This window comes from Klebsiella sp. K5-306, from assembly GCF_051835185.1.
Classification (GTDB): Bacteria; Pseudomonadota; Gammaproteobacteria; order Enterobacterales; family Enterobacteriaceae; genus Klebsiella; species Klebsiella oxytoca.
The window spans coordinates 384,503-403,236 of record NZ_JAIFJY010000001.1 but is presented as its reverse complement, the minus strand read 5'-3'; the positions used below and the strand labels follow the sequence as shown (position 1 = coordinate 403,236).

The window sequence follows — 18,734 nt, the reverse complement described above, 5'->3', positions numbered from 1 at the left end:
TCAGGCCACCTGTTCAATCACGGTTGGCGCTTGCGCGGAGGCCAGCTGCATCTTGCTCGCCAGCGCGTTGAGCTTTTTGCCGAGGGTTTGCGGGATAGCCACGGTCGCGACGAAGCGATCCGGACGCACCACGGCGATGGCGGTATCGTGCTGCGCGAACCAGTTTTTCAGGCGGTTTTGCGTATCGCCCACGCGGATAACGCCGGGCACGTTGTCCTGATCGCAATGAATCTGTACTTCCGGCACGACCTGGATGAACTGCACCCCGACCGCGCGCCAGCGCGCAATCTGCTCGTCGGTGAGCCCCCACCGGGGATTGCAGCCCCAGGCGATAATGGCGAACCTGGCGCCTATCACCTCATCGAGCAGCGTCACCTGCCCCGTTTCCAGCGTGACCTTCGGCTGGATAAACATTTTGCCAACCGGAGACGTTTTGCCTTCGCCTTCCGCCAGCAGCGCGCCGTCGCGATACTGCGGCATCGGCTTGAAACGCATTTCAAGGAAGTAGCGTTTGACCGGCGGCAGATAATTCAGCAGCCACGAAATTCCGTCGCGCACCGCGCCGTGCCAGCGTTTCGGCGGCGCCAGGACGTTGCCGGCGGTGACCGACAGGTCGATCATCGCTTTGGCGTGATCGCGCCGCTCCTGCTGGTAGCTGTCCAGCAGCGCCTCTCCGGCTTTGCCGTTCACCACCAGCGCCAGTTTCCAGGCCAGGTTAAAAGCATCGCGCATACCGCTGTTGTAACCCTGTCCCTGCCAGACCGGCATGATGTGCGCCGCGTCGCCCGCCAGCAGCACGCGATCGACGCGAAAGCGTTCGGCGATGCGTGCGTTATGGGTATAGACGCGCTGGCGAATCAGTTCGACGTTATCCGGGTCCGGCAGCACTTTGCTCAATAGCTGGCGCATCTTGTGCGGCTCGCTGAGCTGGGCTTCGGTTTCGCCGGGCATGACCATAAATTCGAAACGCCTGACGCCGTGCGGTAGCGCGGCGGAGACGTACGGGCGCACCGGGTCGCAGCACAGATAGACATGCGGCGTCGCCAGCGGATCGTTGGCAATATCGATAACAATCCATTGATTCGGCGCGGTTTTCCCTTCAAAAGGAATATTCAGCGTGCGGCGAATAAAGCTGGCTCCGCCGTCGCAGGCCACCAGCCAGTCGGCGCGAACGGTTTCCCGCTCGCCGCCGCTGCCTTTAACATTTAACGTGACACCGTCACTATTCTGGCTAAAGGCTTCAACTTCGCGGGAAAACAGGCAGCGCACGTGGGGAAAGCGGCTGAGTCCGTCGTACAGCACGGCATCGACCTGCGGTTGAATAAACGCGTTACGGCGCGACCAGCCAAACTCGTCGGTCATCGGCTGAATATCGGCAAAGCAGCGCCCTTTGGGGGTGAGAAAGCGCATCGCGTGCCACGGCGTGGTATGCGGCAGCACGTTATCTACCAGCCCCACGGCCTGCATCGCCCGCAGCGCCTCATCGTCGATACCGATGGCGCGGGGATAATCGATCAGCGACTCGAGCTTCTCGATCAGCACCACGCTGACGCCCATCTGCCCGAGGTAGTTGGCGATCGTCAGGCCAACCGGGCCGGCGCCGGCAATCGCGACCTGCGCGCTGTGCTGTACGGCGGGCTGGATATCAGGATTGGATGTTGTCATTTTCAAAACCTCACGCTTCGGACAAATTGCCGCCACTGCACTAATGTCAGCGAGGCAATTTGTTAACTAAATGTGAATTTATTTTTATTGTGAGGTCAGTATAGGGTTGGCGATTTACGCTACAATCAAAACATCACCTGATGTGCACCTGGTGCACAAGATTGTTTAAACTGATTTTTATTGAGGATGCATGAACGAGAATTCGTCGGCGGAATACAAAACAGTACGCGGATTGAGCCGCGGATTATTGTTATTAAATTTGTTAAATAAATTCGACGGAGGCGCGACGGTCAGCACCCTGGCCGAGTTTAGCGGTCTGCATCGTACGACCGTCAGGCGGCTGCTGGAAACGCTGCAGGATGAGGGTTACGTGCGCCGCAGCCGCTCCGATGACAGCTTTCGCCTGACGATTAAAGTGCGTCAGTTAAGTGAGGGATTTCGTGACGAACATTGGATTTCTGCCCTCGCCACGCCGCTGCTTGGCGAGCTGCTGCGCGAGGTTTTATGGCCGACCGATATCACCACCCTGGACGTTGATGCGATGGTGGTGCGCGAAACCACCCACCGCTTCAGCCGCCTCTCCTTCCACCGGGCAATGGTCGGCCGCCGCCTGCCGCTGCTGCTGACCGCCTCCGGGTTAACCTGGCTGGCTTTCGCGCCGGAACACGAACGACGCCCGATCATCGATATGCTGGCTGCCCGCCCGGAAGCGGAGTATCAGCTGGCGCGCGAGCCGGAAAAACTGGCCTCCATTCTCGAACGCACCCGGCAAAACGGCTACGGTGAAAACTTTCGCGGCTGGCAGCAGGAGGAGAAAATCGCCTCCATTGCCGTTCCCGTTCGCCGTCGGCAGCGGGTTATCGGCTGCCTGAACCTGGTCTATATGGCCAAAGCCATGACCATTGACCAGGCGGCGCAAAAGTATCTCGCCTCGCTGCAAAAGGTCGCAAGGCAGATAGAGGAACGGATGTCCGATGAAGAGGTTTTCTATCAGTAGCCCTGTCCATAAGGGGTAAATAGCCCGTTAGCCATTGCGCCCGGCTACGTTGTATATTCTAATATATAACGATTATTCATTTGCTGCCGAGCCTGTTATGTTCAGATACCCGCACGTTTTATTTCTCCTGACGCTGTCAGGCGCAAGCCTGTTCACCGGTCAGGCCTTTGCCGATCGCACCCTCACCGACCAGCTGGGCCGTGAAGTCACCCTCCCCGACCACATCACCCGCGCCGTGGTGCTCCAGCACCAGACCTTAAACCTGCTGGTGCAACTTAATGCTGCTGACGACGTCGTCGGCGTCTTGAGCAGCTGGAAAAAACAGCTTGGCCCGCAGTTTGCGCGCTTTATGCCGAACATTGAAAAACTGCCGATGCCAGGCGATCTCACTCAGGTCAATATCGAGAGCCTGCTGGCGCTACATCCGCAGGTAGTCTTCGTTGCCAACTATGCGCCGCAGGCGATGATCCAGCAGATCCAGAGCGCCGGGATCCCGGTGGTGGCGATCTCTCTGCGCCAGGATGCCGCAGGGGAGAAAAACAAAATGAACCCGACAATGGCCAATGAAGAGCAGGCCTACAATGAGGGGCTGAAACAGGGGATCCGCCTGATTGGCGAAGTGGTCGGTCGCCAGGATCAGGCCGAACAGCTGATTGATTACACCTTCAGCGCGCGCAGTCTGGCCAATGCGCCGGTTGCCGACATCCCGGAAAATGAGCGGGTGCGGGTGTATATGGCCAATCCGGATCTCAACACCTACGGTTCGGGCAAATATACCGGCCTGATGATGAAGCACGCCGGAGCGCTGAACGTAGCCGCCGCCAGCGTGAAGGGGGCGCGCCAGGTCTCGCTGGAGCAGGTACTACAGTGGGATCCGCAGGTAATTTTCGTTCAGGACCGCTACCCGGAGGTGGTCAAACAGATACAAAACGACCCGCAGTGGCAGAGCATTGACGCGGTCAAAAACCATCGCGTGTGGCTGATGCCGGAGTACGCCAAGGCCTGGGGCTATCCGATGCCGGAGGCGCTGGCGATTGGCGAGCTGTGGATGGCGAAAAAGCTCTATCCATCACGCTATAACACCATTGATGTCGATGCGAAGGCGCAGGAGTACTATCAGCGTTTCTACCGCGTGAAGTGGTCGCCGGATGCTTAGTCATCGTCATCCGGCTCTGCTGCACTGTACCCTCGCGCTGGTAACGCTCATGATTGCACTCGCCTCTATCTGCCTCGGGCAGTATCCGTTAAGCCTGGCGGAGGTTTTTCGCCAGCTGGCGCATCTTTCCCCCCTCGACGGCGTCGCCGGTCAGGTGGTGTGGTCGGTCAGACTGCCGAGGATCGTGATGGCGCTGCTGGCCGGCGGCGCGCTGGGGCTGTGCGGGGCCACCTTACAAGGGGTGTTCCAGAACCCGCTGGTCGACCCGCATATCATCGGCGTCACCTCCGGCTCCGCTTTCGGCGGGACGCTGGCGATTCTGCTGGGACTCAATGCCGCGCTGATGATGACCTCGACCTTTCTCTTCGGCCTTGCCGCGCTGATGCTGGTCTATCTAATCGCCGCGCTGCAGGGGCGCGAAAGTACCCTGGTACTGATCCTCTCAGGAATTATCCTCAGCGGCTTTTTTGCCGCCCTGGTGAGCCTGATGCAGTATCTGGCCGATACCGAAGAAACGCTGCCGAATATCGTCTTCTGGCTGCTCGGCAGCTTTGCCACCGCCAGTTGGCATAAAGTCCTGCTGATGGCGCTACCGGTAGCCTGCGCCGCGATGGTGCTGTTCAGGCTCCGCTGGCGGATTAACCTGCTGGCGCTGGAGGAAAAAGAGGCCCGCGGGCTGGGCGTTTCGGTGACCGCGCTGCGTCGCGGGGTGCTGGTGTGCTGCGCGGTGCTGGTCGCCGCTCAGGTGGCGGTCAGCGGCAGCATCGCATGGGTCGGGCTGGTGATCCCGCATCTGGCGCGGCTGCTGACCGGCGCCGATCACCGGCGTCTTCTCCCTATCGCCTTCTGGCTCGGCGGCGGTTTTATGATCGTCGTCGATGACCTTGCCCGCACGCTAACCCAGGCCGAAATTCCCATTGGTATTTTCACCGCGCTGCTTGGCGCGCCGCTGTTCACCTGGCTGCTGGTGCAGTCGCGACGCACGGGCGCGCGCTGATGACCCTTTCCCTGAATTTAAGCAACCTGCTCTACGGTTATAGCCGACCGCTATTCGCACCGCTGAACCTGCAGTGCCGCTCCGGTGATATCTGGGCGGTACTTGGCGCCAACGGCCGCGGCAAAAGCTCCCTGCTTGATACCCTGACCGGCGTCCTGGCGCCGCTCGGCGGCCAGTTTACCGGCACCGGCGGTATCGCCATCGTGCCGCAGCATTTTCGTCCAGCCTTTAGCTGGCTGGTACGTGACGTGGTGCTGATGGGGCGGGCGCGCCACGTTAACCTGTTCGCTCAGCCATCGGCGGACGACGAGCGCCAGGTCCAGGAGGCGCTGGCGCAGCTGGGGATCGCGACGCTCGCCGACAAGGTGTTCCGTGCGCTGTCCGGCGGCCAGCAGCAACTGGTACTCATCGCCAGGGCGCTGGTGGGCGCCAGCCAGAATATCCTGCTGGATGAACCCTGCTCGGCGCTGGATCTGGCCAATCAGCAGCTGGTGCTGCAGCTGATTAGCGACCTGGCATATCGCCAGAAGCGGACGGTGCTGTTTACCACGCACGATCCCACCCACGCTCTGCAGGTAGCGAACCAGACTTTGCTACTGCTCCCCGACGGTGAATGGCTGGCGGGAGAATCCACCGCCGTACTGACGGAAGAGAATCTTCAGCGCGCGTATGGTTTGGCGGTACGCAAAATCTGTCACCCGGGCTCGGCGCTGCCGCTGCTGGCCCCGCAGTTTACGATTCGCCGTTGATGACCAAAAAGCCGGCGTTTTTCAGAAAATGCTGGCCCTCAGCGCCGAGGATAAAGCGGCACAGACGCTGCGCCCCGGCGCTCTGTTCAATCTGCGTCAGTTGATAATCGCAGCGAACATTCCACGCCGGCGGAATAACCAGCGTGCGCAGATCGCCGCACACCGCCATCTGCGCGGCGTAATGCGCATAGCCGATAAACAGATCGGTTAAATTTTGCCGAATGAGCCACGCCCCGGCGGTTTCTCCCGCAGGCACCGGCAGGGAGTCTCGACCGCCTACCAGCGGACGCGCGCGCGCCATGATGGCGGCACCGACGCCGGGACAGCGCTCTTCAATGTGGGAGAAAAGCTGCCAGGTGTAGTCGCCTGAAGGGTCGCAGCCCGGCGTTGAGGTTGCCAGACGCAAGCCCGGGTCGCTGAGCAGCGTCAGCCACTCCCGCGCCTCGGTTCTCGCGTCGCGCCGGACGGTCAGCATCAGCTGATTCCGGGCGAACCAATAGCACTCTCCGGCCAGCCCCGCCTGACGCAGCGCCTGCGGATGATGGCTATTGGCCGAGGCGAACACGGAGCACGGCTCTCCGGCCTCAATGCGCTCGCGCAGCAGACCAGCCGGACCGAAATGGACGTCGACCGGGATGCCGGTCTGTTGCTGAAAGCGCGCCAGCAGAGGAATGAAAGCGCTTTTCAGGCTTCCCGCAGCCAGCAGCTTTAGGGAGGGAGTCATAAGAACCATCGATATATAGTCATAAATACAGCGCTATAATAACGCAGGTTCAGATCATTTCAGTAGCCAATTTCCGCCAGTTCGCGCAGCTGTTCCGGCGTTGCCACCGGCAGGTTAAAGAAGCGCAGATAGGCCGGGATCATTTCAAACAGCATGTCGGTGCCGCGCTGAATGGGGCAGCCCGCCGCCCGCGCGGCCTGCAGTAGCGGAGTAAATTCCTGGGCCATAACCACTTCGCCAACAAAAGTGCCCGGCGCCAGGCGCTGCGGGTCCAGCGGCAGCGGATCGCCCTCTTTCATCCCCAGCGGCGTAGCGTTGACCACCAGATCGTGCCCCTGCGGGTCGCGCTGCATCAGAGTGATATCCAGCCGAGGATAGTGCTCGAGCAGACGTCCGGCCAGCGCTTCCGCCGTCTGCGGGCGGACGTCGTACAGCGTCAGGGCGCTGACGCCCGCTGCCGCCAACGATGCGGCAATGGCCGAGCCGACGCCGCCGCTGCCCACCACCAGCGCCCGCGCCCCTTGCGTCGCGAACCCTTTGCGCCGGATACCGAGAACAAAGCCTTCTCCGTCAAACATATCACCGCTGAGCGTGCCGTCGGCTTCGGGGCGAATCGCGTTACAGGCGCCCGCAATTGCCGCCGTTGGGCTAAGATGCTGCACCAGCCCGCAGGTGGCAATTTTGTGCGGCATGGTGACCAGCGCGCCAATAATATTGGTCATTTTAAATAGCATCGGGACAAAGGCGGCGTAGTCCTCAGTCTTCACGCCCATCGGCACTACTTTGGCGTCAACCTGTCGATCGGCAAACCACGGGTTATAAATCATCGGCGCTTTAAACTTCGCGGTCGGATAGCCAAGATGCGCTATCAGCCGCGTATTTCCACTAATCACCATTCCCTGCTCCTTTAACAACGACTGCATCACGTTACTGCGAAAGTTCGATACGCTTGACGTCACCCAAAATAAACACATATGCCGCTACGCCCAGCAGCGCAGCGCCGCCGATATAAACAAGCGCGTAGAAGAAGTTGCCGGAGGCCGCGACGATGAAACCGATGATCAGCGGCGTCAGGATCCCGGCAAGATTAGCGCAGAAGTTAAACAAGCCGCCGGTCAGACCGCCAAGGCCTTTCGGCGCGATATCGGAAATTAACGTCCAGCCCAGGCCGACCATCCCCTGGCCAAAAAAGGCGAACGACATCACCAGAATCACCGCCAGATCGCTGGTCAGCCAGTTGGCGGAGATAATCGTGCTCGCCATCAGCAGACCGGCAATGATCGGCAGTTTACGCCCGAGATTCGCCGAACCGGTGGCCTTCAGCAGCTTATCCGAGACCCAGCCGCCGAACATCACGCCGCCCGCCGCCGCCAGGAACGGCATGATGGCAAAGAAGCCGACCTTAATCCACGGCATATGGCGTTCGGTGGCCAGATAAGTTGGAAACCAGGTCAGGAAGAAGACCAGCACCGTATTACCGGCAAACTGCCCGATGCTGGCGCCGAGAATCTGTCTTTTCGCCAGCAGCTGGCGAATCAGCGGCCAGCTAAAGGCGGTATGCTGCTCTGCGCCGGTGGACATTCCGCCGCCGTTGACGATGTGCTCGCGCTCCTGCTGATTGAGGTGTTTATCTTCATGCGGCTCGCGATAGCAGCGCCACCACACCAGCGCGAACATCACGCCGACTGCGCCGACGCTAATAAACAGCGCGCGCCAGCCGAAGCTGCCCATTATCCAGAACAGCAGCGGCGAAAAGCAGGCCAGCCCGAGATATTCGCCGACGGTATAGACCGCCGTCGCCTTCGCCCGCTCCTGCTGCGGGAACCAGGCGCTCACCACCCGACTGTTCACCGGGAAACAGGGCGCTTCGCTGACGCCGAGGCCAAAGCGGCACAACAGCAGACTTTTCAGGCCAACCGCCAGGCCGTGGAACATGGTGAATAGCGACCACAGGGTCAGCGCCAGAAAATAGGTCACTTTGTTGCCGAAGCGGTCAAGGAAGATGCCGCCGGGGATCTGCGCCAGCGCGTAGGTCCAGGCAAAGGCGGAGAACACGATGCCCATCATTGCGGCATCAATACCCAGCTCAGCGGTCAGCTGCGGCGCGGCGATACCCAGCACCGTACGGTCGAGATAGTTGATCATGGTGCCGACGGCCAGCAGCGCAAGAATACCGATACGCCGCCGGGAGGGCCTCACGCCGGACGCGGCCGCCGCCGTCGGGTGATTGTGGCTATAAGAGTTCATAGTCGTTTCCTGTCATAGGGTACAGCCGGATATTGTTATTGTGTTTGCAACGTTGGGTGGTGAACCATCTGCTACATTACTCGGTGTACTGCATTGCTGACAAGCGTACAGCTGCATTTACAGCACCATAAAGTGCGTAACCGTTGCGGCGCTCGGTCAGTTCAAAGAAAAAGCGTCCCACCGCAATCGGTCGGGTGTAGAGGTGAAAGAATTCGCCGCCGCTGCCATCGCGATCGTAAAGAATTTGATGATTCTTCAACAAGTTAACAGGAACATCTTTCCCATAACGGGCCAGCAAATCTTCATAGTAGTTCGCCGGAATCGGCAGCGCATTGACGGCAACCTCGGGCACGCTTGCAAGCGTGGAGGATAAATCGCGGCAGGCAAAAGCCGCGTGCTGTAAACCAGCTCCCTGATAACAGGCCACTGAACGGGCAATTTGCGTGGCGCGGCTTTGCGAAATATTCAGCGCAAAGCGGATGTCGCCCTGCGGACTGCGTACCGCCAGGCTGCGCACCAGCCCGTACGGATCGGGTAGCGTTTGTTCATGCTCAAGGATAAAACCGAATACGGTGCGGAAAAAAATGATCCAGTTATCGCGGCTATCCGACTCCATGCCAAGTGCCAGGTGATCGATACCACAATAATCGTCGCGCGGCGTGACGTCCGTGCGCAGATGGAAATCGCGCGTGTAGATGTCGTCGCCCACTTCAATCAGATAAATCAGGCTACCGTCCGGGGCGCAAACCGCCGGGATTGGGCTTTCGTTGGGCCCGGCATCGCCCTGCCAGGTGGCATAGCCCAAGGCGCGGGCGCGCTCGACGATTGCCGCACTCTGGCTGACGCGTAGCGCCATAGCGCAGAGAGAAACTCCGTGACGCTGATGAAAATGGTCGGCCCAGCTATGCGGTTGGGCGTTAACCACCACCCGCGCCCCACCGTTGCGCCAGAGGGAGACGCGTTTTGAGCGATGCGTCCCCTCTTCGGCAAAGCCGAGCTGCGCCAGCCTGTCTCCGAGTACTCCCGCCTGCGATGGCGTGGCGGCAAACTCGATAAACTCGAGCCCGGCATAGACCGGTAGTTCAGCCGGTGCAAACAGCGGCGCGCGGCTTTCCGGCAGCCGGTGGCGGACCTGCTCTTCCAGCCACAGCAGCGAGCGATAGCCATCTTTCGCCGTCGCACCGTTGGGAGAAGCCCGGAAGCTGTCGTTAAAAATCTCCAGCGACCAGGGGCCACGATAGCCGCAGCGGATAATCTCGCAGGCAAAATCCACCAGCGGCAGCTGTCCCTGACCGGGGAAGCAGCGGAAGTGGCGGCTCCATTCGAGGATATCCATTTTCATCAGTGGCGCGTCGGCCATCTGTACAAAGGTGATTTTCTCCAGCGGCACGTCCGCCAGCTGCGCCAGCGTGTCACCGCGCGCCAGCACGTGGAAACTGTCGAGCACAATACCCAGCGCCGGGCTATCGACGCGTTTGACCCGCGCCCATGCCTGATGCCAGCGGTTAACGTGGGTGCCCCAGGCCAGCGCCTCGTAGCCGATAGTGATGCCTTCCTGCTCCGCCAGCTCAGCCAGAGCGCGTAAATCGGCCACCTGCAGTTCGACGTCGGCGGAACAGTCCGGCTGAACGTTACTGCACAGCAGCATGGTATCGCAGCCCAGCTCATGCATGAGCGCAAATTTGCGTCTGGCGCGTTCCATATTAGCGGTGAACTGGGCGCGGCTGGCGCCTTCAAAATCACGAAACGGTTGAAAAAGCGTGATTTTTAGCCCTAAATCAGCCGCCAGGTGGCGGATATCGGCCGGCGTACCGGTATAATAGAGCAGATCGTTTTCAAAAATTTCGACGCCCTGATAGCCCGCCGCTGCGATGGCATGGAGCTTCTCGGGTAAGGTACCGGAAATCGAGACGGTGGCGATGGAGCGCAACATAGTGTCCTCGGGTCATGAGCTAACTTAATGACCTGAATATGAATCATTTGGTTCAATTGCGCCATGACTGGTTGCAAAATTGTGATCAATATGTGTATTTTTTGCATCTCAAGAAAAGGAGCCGTTATGTCTGCCGTTGCTCATGATGAAGCACAATCGCTTAAGGAGCGGATCTTCGCCGCCGCTATTACCGTTTTCGCCGAGCACGGTTTATCGGGCGCGCGAATGGAGCAAATCGCCACCGAAGCGCAGACCACTAAACGCATGGTGGTCTACTACTTCAAGACCAAAGAGCAGCTTTATCAGGCCGTGCTCCAGCACGTCTACGCGAGGATCCGCGAAACCGAGCAGCAGCTTGGGCTGGAAAACGTGCCGCCGGTTGAGGCGCTGGTGCAGCTGGTAAAGTGGAGCGTGCGCTATCACGCCACGCACGCCGACTATATGCGGGTTATCTGTATGGAAAACATGCAGCGCGGCAAGTGGCTGAAAAGCTCCGGACAGCTGAAACCGCTAAACCGTACCGCTCTGTCGATTCTGGAAGATATTCTGCAGCGCGGCCAGCAGCAAGGCGTGTTTCAGGCGGGTCTGGAGGCGCGCGATGTGCATCGATTGATCAGCAGCTTTAGCTTCTATCAGGTGTCGAACTTTTATACCTTTAGCAGCCTCTATCTGGACGACCCGATGCCGGCCATTGATGATGAAGCGATGGTCGCCCACCACTGCGATATTGCCGTCAAAGCGGTGATACGCTTTGTGATTTCATAAAGCTCAGGGAAACGCGCAGGTCCGGCTAGCTGCCGGAAAGCGCATGGACCACCTTCTCCATCGCTTCCTGCGTCAGCGCTGAGCGCTTGACCTTCGGGTTTGCCAGGGCGGTACGCAGCACGCCGGCGATAACGATATGCTTTGGCTCCTGACCCAGGTCGCGCATCTCAAGCACGACTTTACCGACTACGCGGCACATTTCCTGATACAGCGCCTCATCTTTGGCTGTGTTTCCCATGCTATTTGGCTCTCAAATTTTCATTATCAATCAAATCATTATTGATATATTTCCCGCTTAAATCAAACCAGCGCGATGATTTCGCCTCAGCGACGTATTTTTGCTGGCAAAGTTGTGAATAAATCCGCATTTCCGCCCGCTTTATCTTGTCAGCTGATGAAAAAATGTGTTGCGCATAAGCGTAGGTTTAGTTTGCATTTTGTTAAGTATATAACTATAGAAATGAAACATGGTTTTCATTTTCTTTTTTGGATTGGGCAACGTATAATGCCCGGCAAATTCTTATTGAATGGTTTCAGCGCATTGGATTGCATGACTAAACGCATAACACGTTGCCTCTTTTCATGGGCTGAACCGCCAGCACACATTCTTCTGCACGCTCTTTTGTTGTCACCTATCCTTAGAGCGTGGCATAGCAACTTTCGTAATACAGGTTTAACTCTGCGGCAGTACGCCCGCGGAGTCAGATTCCCCATCCCTATCCTTCACAACTTAAAGATTAAACTGTCATGAAAAAGACCAAAATTGTTTGCACCATCGGTCCGAAAACCGAATCCGAAGAGATGTTGACCAAAATGCTGGACGCCGGTATGAACGTTATGCGTCTGAACTTCTCTCACGGTGACTATGCGGAACACGGCCAGCGCATCCAGAACCTGCGCAATGTGATGAGCAAAACGGGCAAGAAAGCGGCAATCCTTCTGGATACCAAAGGTCCGGAAATCCGTACCATTAAGCTGGAAGGCGGTAACGACGTCTCCCTGAAAGCGGGCCAGACTTTCACCTTCACCACCGACAAATCGGTAGTAGGTAATAACGAAATCGTTGCGGTGACCTATGAAGGCTTCACCAGCGACCTGAGCGTCGGCAACACCGTACTGGTCGACGATGGTCTGATCGGTATGGAAGTCACCGCGATCGAAGGTAACAAAGTTGTTTGTAAAGTGCTGAACAACGGCGACCTCGGCGAGAACAAAGGCGTTAACCTGCCGGGCGTATCTATCGCTCTGCCGGCGCTGGCTGAGAAAGACAAACAAGATCTGATCTTCGGTTGCGAGCAGGGCGTGGACTTTGTTGCGGCCTCCTTTATCCGTAAGCGTTCTGACGTCGTGGAAATCCGCGAGCACCTGAAAGCTCACGGCGGCGAGAAGATCCAGATCATCTCTAAAATTGAAAACCAGGAAGGCCTGAACAACTTCGATGAAATCCTCGAAGCTTCTGACGGCATCATGGTTGCGCGTGGCGACCTGGGCGTTGAAATCCCGGTTGAAGAAGTTATCTTCGCGCAGAAAATGATGATCGAAAAATGTATCCGCGCGCGTAAAGTCGTTATTACCGCGACCCAAATGCTGGATTCCATGATCAAAAACCCGCGTCCGACCCGTGCGGAAGCGGGCGACGTGGCTAACGCCATCCTCGACGGCACCGATGCTGTCATGCTCTCAGGCGAATCCGCAAAAGGTAAATATCCGCTGGAAGCGGTCACCATCATGGCGACCATCTGCGAACGTACCGACCGCGTGATGACCAGCCGTCTTGAGTACAACAACGATAACCGTAAGCTGCGCATCACCGAAGCGGTCTGCCGCGGTGCGGTTGAAACGGCTGAAAAACTGGAAGCGCCGCTGATCGTCGTCGCGACCCAGGGCGGTAAATCCGCGCGCGCCGTACGTAAATACTTCCCGGATGCAACCATCCTGGCGCTGACCACCAACGAAACCACCGCGCGTCAGCTGGTGCTGAGCAAAGGCGTGGTAGCGCAGCTGGTTGAAGAGATCGCCTCTACCGACGCTTTCTATCACCTCGGTAAAGAGCTGGCGCTGCAGAGCGGCCTGGCGCGCAAAGGCGACGTGGTTGTTATGGTTTCCGGCGCATTAGTCCCGAGCGGAACCACCAATACCGCTTCCGTGCACGTGCTGTAATAATTTACAGGTTAATTAGTATTTCCTTTAAAGGCGCCTCATTGAGGCGCTTTTTTTTATTCCAGCACTAGCTGCTATTAATAAAAATGCAAATCGGAATTTACTATTTAACGCGAGATTATCTAAGATGAATCCGATGGAAGCGCGCTGTTTTCTCTCGCCTTTTTAAGGTTACCTGATGATTTCGATGCTTCTTTGAGCGAACGATCAAAAATAAGCGTATTAAAGTAAAAAAATATTCTCATCACAAAAAAGTTTGTGTAATACTTGTAACGCTACATGGAGATTAACTCAATCTAGAGGGTATTAATAATGAATCGTACTAAACTGGTACTGGGCGCGGTAATCCTGGGTTCTACTCTGCTGGCTGGTTGCTCCAGCAATGCTAAAATCGATCAGCTGTCTTCTGACGTTCAGACTCTGAACGCTAAAGTTGACCAGCTGAGCAACGACGTGAACGCAATGCGTTCCGACGTTCAGGCTGCTAAAGATGACGCAGCTCGCGCTAACCAGCGTCTGGACAACGCAGCTACTAAATACCGTAAGTAATAGTATCTGTGTAATAAAAATGGCGCACATTGTGCGCCATTTTTTTTGCCTCTCGTTCCCCCGCCTACTGCACCCTTTTTGCTTCGTCTACCGGCGCACTCTGTACGGACAGGCCCGACGTCGAGCTGCTGCCCGCGGATACCACCACCGGATATCCTGCTCGCCGGGTCAGCGCGCGTTTAAGCATGGCCTCATCCACCGCTTTATCGCCGGAGAATTGATGGAACTCCGCAGGAAGCGTATAGGCCATCGTCTGCGGGTTGCTGGTCTCATCCGGCGTCAACGGTCGATGAACTTCAACATAGCGCTTACCGTCCGGCTCCACGGCGAACTTGACCGGCTGATTGATAATCCGCACCGGCGTCCCGCTTTTCACCTGATTGAATAACGCCTGAATATCCGCCGCATTCATGCGCATACAGCCGGAGCTGACGCGTAGTCCGACGCTATCTGGCGCACTGGTGCCATGAATAAGATATTCCCCGTTGCCGTATGCCAGGCGCAGCGCATAACGCCCCAGCGGGTTATTCGGTCCTGCGGGCACGACCGGCGGCAGCTTAATTCCTTTCTCCAGCGAGCGAGCGCGAATGCCTGCCGTCGGTGTCCAGGTCGGGTTCGGAATTTTCTGCCCTATTCGCGTGGTCATCTCCGGGGTCTCCAGCCCCTGCTGACCAATCCCGAGGGGATAAACCTGCACCTGGTTCATTCCCGGCGGGAAGTAGTACAGGCGCAGCTCGGCCAGGTTGACGACGATCCCTTCCCGCGGCACGTCCGGCAGCAGCATCCGGGAGGGAATCAGCACCTGGGTACCCGGTTTAGGCTGCACCGGGGCAATCGTATCGTTCGCTTCGAGGATCAGCATCGCTGCGGTATCGAAACGACGGGCAATCGCCTGCAGGTTGCGATCATCCTCCTGTACCGTCCAGGACTGGTTCTCACCAATCAAACGACTGTTGGCAGGGGGAAGAGGGTAATCGACGGCCCAGGCTGCATGTGACGCGCTGAGGGCGCTCAGAACGGCTATGGTGATGAGAGAAGCGCGTTTCATACTGAGATTCCTTCTTTCGCTGATAAAACGCCAGGCCTGTTATGCACAACGGGAGGTTCCCCTCCCGTCGCGCATAACAGAATGAAATCTACTGTTTAATTCTAGCTAAGATTTGCCGCCTTCGCGCGGATTGCGCGGATCATCGCTTCCAGTCCTTGCGACCGTGAAGGCGTCAAGTGCTGCGTGAGGGCCATTTTTTCAAACCACGGGCGTACATCAAAAGCGAGGATATCCTTCGCCGTCATCCGATCGTAAAGAATAAACACCACCGCGATAAGCCCTTTCACAATAGCGGCATCGCTATCGCCGCGAAGCGCAATTGCGCCGCTCTGCTCCTGCGTCATCACGATCCATACCTGGCTCTGGCAGCCCTGAATGATGTTCTGCGCGCTATGCTCTTCCGGGCTCAGCGGCGCAAGGCGCTGCCCCAGTTCGATGATATAGAGATATTTCTCTTCCCAGTTCGCGCAACGGCTAAAGTTGCGCAGCAGTTTGTCTTTATCAGGTAACGCCGCCATAGTTGCTTCCTTTAGCTTAACAATTTGTGGATCCGCTGCAGGCCCGCTACCAGCCGGTCCACCTCTTCCGTGGTATTGTACATCGCCAGCGACGCCCGGCACATGGCAGGGACGCCGTAGAACTCCATGAGCGGCATGGCGCAATGGTGCCCGGTACGTACCGCAATGCCGTAGTTATCCAGGAAGCTGCCGACATCGTAGGCATGATGCTTGCCGAGATTAAAGGCAATCACCCCGAGCCGATTTTGCGGACCATAAAGGGTTAAATCCGCCACGCTCTCCAGCGCCTGCAGCGCGTAGCGCATCAGGGTTTGTTCATATTCCGCGATCTGCGTCAGACCCAGCGCGCTGACGTAATCCAGCGCCGCCCCCAGCCCGATGATACCACCGGTGTTCGGCGTTCCCGCCTCGAAGCGCCACGGCGCTTTTGTCCAGGTCGTGCCTTGCGTCAGGCTGACCGTGGCGATCATCGACCCGCCCCCTTCCCAAGGCGTCATATCCTGCAGGATATCCTGCTTAACGTAGAGCATGCCGATACCGGTGGGGCCGTAAAGCTTATGCGCGGAAAATGCGTAGAAATCACAGTCCAGAGCCTGCACGTCCACCGGATGGTGCATCACCGCCTGCGCGCCGTCCACCAGCACTTTGGCGCCGTGCTGATGGGCTAAAGCCACCAGGGCGGCGACCGGGTTTTCGGTTCCCAGCACGTTAGACACCTGGGTGATTGCCAGCAGCCGGGTGCGCTCATCAAACAGGCCGGGGATGGCATCGAGCTGCAGCGTACCGTCCTGATTCAGCGGGATAACCCGCAGTTCGGCGCCCACCCTGGCGCACAGCATCTGCCACGGCACGATATTGGCGTGATGCTCCATCGCGCTGACGATGATATTGTCCCCTGCGCCGACGTTAGCATTGCCCCAGCTGTTCGCTACCAGATTAATGCCTTCCGTGGTACCGCGAACAAACACCAGCTCTTCTGCCGATCGGGCATTCAGGAACGTCGCCCCCTGCTGACGCACCTGCTCCATCCGCGCCGTGGCTTCCGCGCTAAGGGTATGAATGCCGCGGTGTACCGCCGCATAGCCGTGGCGGTAAAACTCCGCCTCGGCGTTGATCACCGCTTCCGGCTTCTGCGCGCTGGCGGCGCTATCAAGGTAGGCCAGCGGCTGACCGTTCACCTCGCGATTAAGCACGGGAAAATCCGCGCGCACGCGTTCCACAGAAAATGTCATGCTTTACCTCCCGGCAAACGCTGGCCAATACGCGCCAGTATCTGCTGCCTGAGCGCCTCATCATCGATCGCTTCCGTGAGCTCCGCGGCAAAGGCGTAAAGAATCATCTGCTGCGCCGCCTGCTGCGTAATGCCGCGCGAACGCAGATAAAACAGCTGTTCATCATCAATGCGCCCGATGGTCGCGCCGTGGCTGCACTTCACGTCATCAGCGTAGATTTCCAGCTGCGGCTTGGTATCCACTTCGGACAGGCGGCCAAGCAGCAAATTATTGTTGGTCATCTGGCCATCGGTTTTAATCGCATGCTGGGCGACGTTGATCAGTCCATTAAACACCGCGCGCCCTTTATCGTTGACGATGGTTTTGTGCAGCTGACGGCTGTTACAGTATCCGACCTTATGATCGAGCCAGGTGCGACTGTCGCACACTTCGTTGTTAACCGGCATCGCCAGCGAGTTAATCCGCAGGTTGCTGTTTTCACCGTTCAACTGCGTGCTGGTGTGGTGGCGTAGTACCGAGGCGCCGAGCAGAAAACTGCTGCTGAAGGCGGAGGCGTCGCGTCCGAGGGCCAGATCGTTATGGGCAAAGTGGTAGCTTTGCGCATTTTCAAACGCCAGCTTGATATGCTGCAGGTGGGCGTTATCCGCCACGGACATCGTCAGCCTTGCGCCGGTAAAATGGGCGGCGTCGTTGAGGCTCAGATAGTGTTCGATAATAGTCGCCTGCGCGCCGCTCTCCAGCTCCAGATGGTGGCGATAGTGGGCGGTGTTCATTTCATCGCCCGGCAGCCCGCGCGTCATGTGCACGATCAGCAGCGGCTTTTCCGGTCGCTGGTGGCGCCCGACCCGGATATGGGTGACGCTGGTCGCCAGGCTTTCGGTCAAATGCAGAAAAACTTCGGGCTGAACGGCATCAGGCAGCGGCTGACGGTCGTTATCTACCCGCACCTCAAAGCCGCTGGCGGTCAGGTCGTCGCTCAGGCGTTCGTTAAACTGGCCGTCGACAAAAACCAGACGCCATGCGTCCAACGCCAGCCCCAGGGCGTCGCGTTGGGCCGCCGTCAGCGTCTGCGGTTCCGCAGCGACAAAAGTATGGTTCAGTAACGCATCCAGCGGGGTATATTTCCAGTTTTCATGTTTACGCGTCGGCAGCCCCAGCCGCAGAAGCTGTTGCAAATGCTGATGCGCCTGCGGGCTGCGCTGCTCGCTTTGCGCTTCAAACAGATGGTGCCACTGCTGCAGCGCGTTACTGCTGTTCGGTAAGCCAGCCATAGCCCTGCTCCTCCAGTTGTTTGACCAGAGTAAAATCGCCGGATTTAACAATCCGCCCCTGGTACAGCACGTGGACGTAATCCGGCTTGATATAGTCGAGAATGCGCTGATAGTGGGTGACGATAATAAACGAGCGCTTGCCGTCGCGCAGCGAGTTGACGCCGTCGGAAACAATCTTCAGGGCGTCGATATCCAGCCCGGAGTCCGACTCGTCCAGGATGCACAGCTCCGGTTCCAGCACCGCCATCTGCAGGATATCGTTGCGCTTTTTCTCGCCGCCGGAGAAGCCGACGTTAACCGAGCGGGTCAGCAGATCCTCCGGCATCTTCAGCAGCTTAATTTTGTCCTCCATCAGGTCCTGGAAGTCAAAACGGTCAAGCTGCTCCTGGCCGCGGTAGCTGCGCACGGCGTTCAGCGCGGTTTGCAGGAAAAACTGATTGCTGACGCCGGGAATTTCAACCGGATACTGAAAGGCCATGAAGATGCCCTCGCCAGCGCGATCTTCAGGGGAGAGTTCCAGCAGATCTTTGCCTTTAAACTCCACGCTGCCGCCGGTCACCTCATAGTCTTCACGTCCGGCAAGCGTGGCGGAGAGCGTACTTTTACCGGAACCGTTCGGGCCCATAATGGCATGCACTTCGCCGGGGCGAACGTCCAGATTCAGTCCGCGCAGGATCTCTTTGTCTTCAACGGCGACCTGCAAATTTTTTATACTTAACATCT

At 58.0% G+C, this 18,734-nt stretch carries 19 protein-coding genes; 8 read left to right on the top strand and 11 right to left on the bottom strand.

Annotated elements, in window-relative coordinates:
- On the bottom strand, nt 1–1,665 hold the full coding sequence (locus K2184_RS01920) for a bifunctional 3-(3-hydroxy-phenyl)propionate/3-hydroxycinnamic acid hydroxylase (protein ID WP_023321165.1): 1,665 nt from the start codon (nt 1,663–1,665) through the stop codon (nt 1–3).
- Between the two features lie 190 nt (nt 1,666–1,855).
- Here K2184_RS01920 and K2184_RS01915 point away from each other — a divergent pair, with 190 nt between their 5' ends.
- The 4 genes from K2184_RS01915 to K2184_RS01900 all read left to right on the top strand — a co-directional run bounded on the left by K2184_RS01915 (nt 1,856) and on the right by K2184_RS01900 (nt 5,564).
- Nucleotides 1,856–2,662 carry a DNA-binding transcriptional regulator gene (locus tag K2184_RS01915; protein WP_163525719.1) on the top strand — a complete coding sequence of 269 codons (807 nt, stop codon included), beginning with the start codon at nt 1,856–1,858 and terminating at the stop codon, nt 2,660–2,662.
- A gap of 97 nt (nt 2,663–2,759) precedes the next feature.
- Nucleotides 2,760–3,818, top strand: coding sequence for an ABC transporter substrate-binding protein (locus K2184_RS01910; RefSeq protein WP_163525720.1), 1,059 nt, complete (start codon nt 2,760–2,762; stop codon nt 3,816–3,818).
- Nucleotides 3,811–4,815 (top strand): FecCD family ABC transporter permease, encoded by a 1,005-nt coding sequence (locus tag K2184_RS01905; RefSeq protein ID WP_163525721.1) that lies wholly within the window; start codon nt 3,811–3,813, stop codon nt 4,813–4,815. The genes K2184_RS01910 and K2184_RS01905 overlap by 8 nt, the downstream gene beginning before the upstream one ends.
- Nucleotides 4,815–5,564 carry an ABC transporter ATP-binding protein gene (locus K2184_RS01900; RefSeq protein ID WP_004102894.1) on the top strand — a complete coding sequence of 250 codons (750 nt, stop codon included), beginning with the start codon at nt 4,815–4,817 and terminating at the stop codon, nt 5,562–5,564. The genes K2184_RS01905 and K2184_RS01900 overlap by 1 nt, the downstream gene beginning before the upstream one ends.
- Here the strand turns inward: K2184_RS01900 and K2184_RS01895 are convergent.
- The 4 genes from K2184_RS01895 to K2184_RS01880 all read right to left on the bottom strand — a co-directional run bounded on the left by K2184_RS01895 (nt 5,548) and on the right by K2184_RS01880 (nt 10,468).
- On the bottom strand, nt 5,548–6,288 hold the full coding sequence (locus tag K2184_RS01895) for a substrate-binding domain-containing protein (RefSeq protein ID WP_049128459.1): 741 nt from the start codon (nt 6,286–6,288) through the stop codon (nt 5,548–5,550). The genes K2184_RS01900 and K2184_RS01895 overlap by 17 nt on opposite strands.
- Nucleotides 6,289–6,347: 59 nt before the next feature.
- Nucleotides 6,348–7,184: a shikimate dehydrogenase family protein gene (locus K2184_RS01890; protein WP_004102898.1), complete on the bottom strand. Its 837-nt coding sequence runs from the start codon at nt 7,182–7,184 to the stop codon at nt 6,348–6,350.
- Between the two features lie 31 nt (nt 7,185–7,215).
- Entirely contained in the window at nt 7,216–8,535 is a 1,320-nt protein-coding gene (locus K2184_RS01885; protein WP_004102899.1) for an MFS transporter, read from the bottom strand.
- Between the two features lie 76 nt (nt 8,536–8,611).
- Nucleotides 8,612–10,468, bottom strand: a complete 1,857-nt coding sequence (locus tag K2184_RS01880) for a bifunctional sugar phosphate isomerase/epimerase/4-hydroxyphenylpyruvate dioxygenase family protein (RefSeq protein WP_023321172.1) — start codon at nt 10,466–10,468, stop codon at nt 8,612–8,614.
- Nucleotides 10,469–10,594: 126 nt separating this feature from the next.
- Here K2184_RS01880 and K2184_RS01875 point away from each other — a divergent pair, with 126 nt between their 5' ends.
- On the top strand, nt 10,595–11,233 hold the full coding sequence (locus K2184_RS01875) for a TetR/AcrR family transcriptional regulator (protein ID WP_004102904.1): 639 nt from the start codon (nt 10,595–10,597) through the stop codon (nt 11,231–11,233).
- 25 nt (nt 11,234–11,258) lie between these two features.
- Here K2184_RS01875 and fumD read toward each other — a convergent pair whose 3' ends face one another.
- Nucleotides 11,259–11,471, bottom strand: coding sequence for a fumarate hydratase FumD (gene fumD / locus K2184_RS01870; protein WP_004102907.1), 213 nt, complete (start codon nt 11,469–11,471; stop codon nt 11,259–11,261).
- A gap of 75 nt (nt 11,472–11,546) precedes the next feature.
- Here fumD and ynhH point away from each other — a divergent pair, with 75 nt between their 5' ends.
- The 3 genes from ynhH (at nt 11,547) to lpp (ending at nt 13,942) form a co-directional block, all read left to right on the top strand.
- A complete protein-coding gene (ynhH, locus tag K2184_RS01865) occupies nt 11,547–11,984 on the top strand; it encodes a protein YnhH (RefSeq protein ID WP_418274608.1) in 438 nt (145 codons plus the stop codon).
- The gene (pykF, locus tag K2184_RS01860) at nt 11,981–13,393 is read left to right on the top strand and encodes a pyruvate kinase PykF (RefSeq protein ID WP_004102909.1); all 1,413 of its coding nucleotides are present in this window, start codon (nt 11,981–11,983) and stop codon (nt 13,391–13,393) included. Before ynhH ends, pykF begins: the two co-directional genes overlap by 4 nt.
- A 312-nt stretch (nt 13,394–13,705) precedes the next feature.
- Entirely contained in the window at nt 13,706–13,942 is a 237-nt protein-coding gene (gene lpp, locus K2184_RS01855; protein WP_003029373.1) for a murein lipoprotein Lpp, read from the top strand.
- Between the two features lie 64 nt (nt 13,943–14,006).
- Here lpp and ldtE read toward each other — a convergent pair whose 3' ends face one another.
- The 5 genes from ldtE to sufC form a co-directional block, all read right to left on the bottom strand.
- Complete coding sequence (gene ldtE / locus K2184_RS01850) at nt 14,007–14,990, bottom strand: L,D-transpeptidase LdtE (RefSeq protein WP_017145696.1); 984 nt, start codon at nt 14,988–14,990, stop codon at nt 14,007–14,009.
- Nucleotides 14,991–15,091: 101 nt separating this feature from the next.
- Entirely contained in the window at nt 15,092–15,508 is a 417-nt protein-coding gene (gene sufE, locus K2184_RS01845) for a cysteine desulfuration protein SufE (protein WP_004102913.1), read from the bottom strand.
- Nucleotides 15,509–15,519: 11 nt separating this feature from the next.
- The gene (gene sufS / locus K2184_RS01840) at nt 15,520–16,740 is read right to left on the bottom strand and encodes a cysteine desulfurase SufS (protein ID WP_023321173.1); all 1,221 of its coding nucleotides are present in this window, start codon (nt 16,738–16,740) and stop codon (nt 15,520–15,522) included.
- The gene (gene sufD, locus K2184_RS01835) at nt 16,737–18,011 is read right to left on the bottom strand and encodes a Fe-S cluster assembly protein SufD (protein WP_023321174.1); all 1,275 of its coding nucleotides are present in this window, start codon (nt 18,009–18,011) and stop codon (nt 16,737–16,739) included. The genes sufS and sufD overlap by 4 nt, the downstream gene beginning before the upstream one ends.
- Nucleotides 17,986–18,732: a Fe-S cluster assembly ATPase SufC gene (gene sufC, locus K2184_RS01830; RefSeq protein WP_004102917.1), complete on the bottom strand. Its 747-nt coding sequence runs from the start codon at nt 18,730–18,732 to the stop codon at nt 17,986–17,988. Before sufC ends, sufD begins: the two co-directional genes overlap by 26 nt.
- Nucleotides 18,733–18,734 lie beyond the last annotated feature (2 nt).

What these genes read in the sequence shown, in the direction of transcription:
- K2184_RS01920 (WP_023321165.1), bottom strand. Translation starts at nt 1,665, where the DNA reads ATGACAACATCCAATCCTGATATCCAGCCCGCCGTACAGCACAGCGCG.
- K2184_RS01915 (WP_163525719.1), top strand. Translation starts at nt 1,856, where the DNA reads ATGAACGAGAATTCGTCGGCGGAATACAAAACAGTACGCGGATTGAGC.
- K2184_RS01910 (WP_163525720.1), top strand. Translation starts at nt 2,760, where the DNA reads ATGTTCAGATACCCGCACGTTTTATTTCTCCTGACGCTGTCAGGCGCA.
- K2184_RS01905 (WP_163525721.1), top strand. Translation starts at nt 3,811, where the DNA reads ATGCTTAGTCATCGTCATCCGGCTCTGCTGCACTGTACCCTCGCGCTG.
- K2184_RS01900 (WP_004102894.1), top strand. Translation starts at nt 4,815, where the DNA reads ATGACCCTTTCCCTGAATTTAAGCAACCTGCTCTACGGTTATAGCCGA.
- K2184_RS01895 (WP_049128459.1), bottom strand. Translation starts at nt 6,288, where the DNA reads ATGACTCCCTCCCTAAAGCTGCTGGCTGCGGGAAGCCTGAAAAGCGCT.
- K2184_RS01890 (WP_004102898.1), bottom strand. Translation starts at nt 7,184, where the DNA reads ATGGTGATTAGTGGAAATACGCGGCTGATAGCGCATCTTGGCTATCCG.
- K2184_RS01885 (WP_004102899.1), bottom strand. Translation starts at nt 8,535, where the DNA reads ATGAACTCTTATAGCCACAATCACCCGACGGCGGCGGCCGCGTCCGGC.
- K2184_RS01880 (WP_023321172.1), bottom strand. Translation starts at nt 10,468, where the DNA reads ATGTTGCGCTCCATCGCCACCGTCTCGATTTCCGGTACCTTACCCGAG.
- K2184_RS01875 (WP_004102904.1), top strand. Translation starts at nt 10,595, where the DNA reads ATGTCTGCCGTTGCTCATGATGAAGCACAATCGCTTAAGGAGCGGATC.
- fumD (WP_004102907.1), bottom strand. Translation starts at nt 11,471, where the DNA reads ATGGGAAACACAGCCAAAGATGAGGCGCTGTATCAGGAAATGTGCCGC.
- ynhH (WP_418274608.1), top strand. Translation starts at nt 11,547, where the DNA reads ATGATTTCGCCTCAGCGACGTATTTTTGCTGGCAAAGTTGTGAATAAA.
- pykF (WP_004102909.1), top strand. Translation starts at nt 11,981, where the DNA reads ATGAAAAAGACCAAAATTGTTTGCACCATCGGTCCGAAAACCGAATCC.
- lpp (WP_003029373.1), top strand. Translation starts at nt 13,706, where the DNA reads ATGAATCGTACTAAACTGGTACTGGGCGCGGTAATCCTGGGTTCTACT.
- ldtE (WP_017145696.1), bottom strand. Translation starts at nt 14,990, where the DNA reads ATGAAACGCGCTTCTCTCATCACCATAGCCGTTCTGAGCGCCCTCAGC.
- sufE (WP_004102913.1), bottom strand. Translation starts at nt 15,508, where the DNA reads ATGGCGGCGTTACCTGATAAAGACAAACTGCTGCGCAACTTTAGCCGT.
- sufS (WP_023321173.1), bottom strand. Translation starts at nt 16,740, where the DNA reads ATGACATTTTCTGTGGAACGCGTGCGCGCGGATTTTCCCGTGCTTAAT.
- sufD (WP_023321174.1), bottom strand. Translation starts at nt 18,011, where the DNA reads ATGGCTGGCTTACCGAACAGCAGTAACGCGCTGCAGCAGTGGCACCAT.
- sufC (WP_004102917.1), bottom strand. Translation starts at nt 18,732, where the DNA reads ATGTTAAGTATAAAAAATTTGCAGGTCGCCGTTGAAGACAAAGAGATC.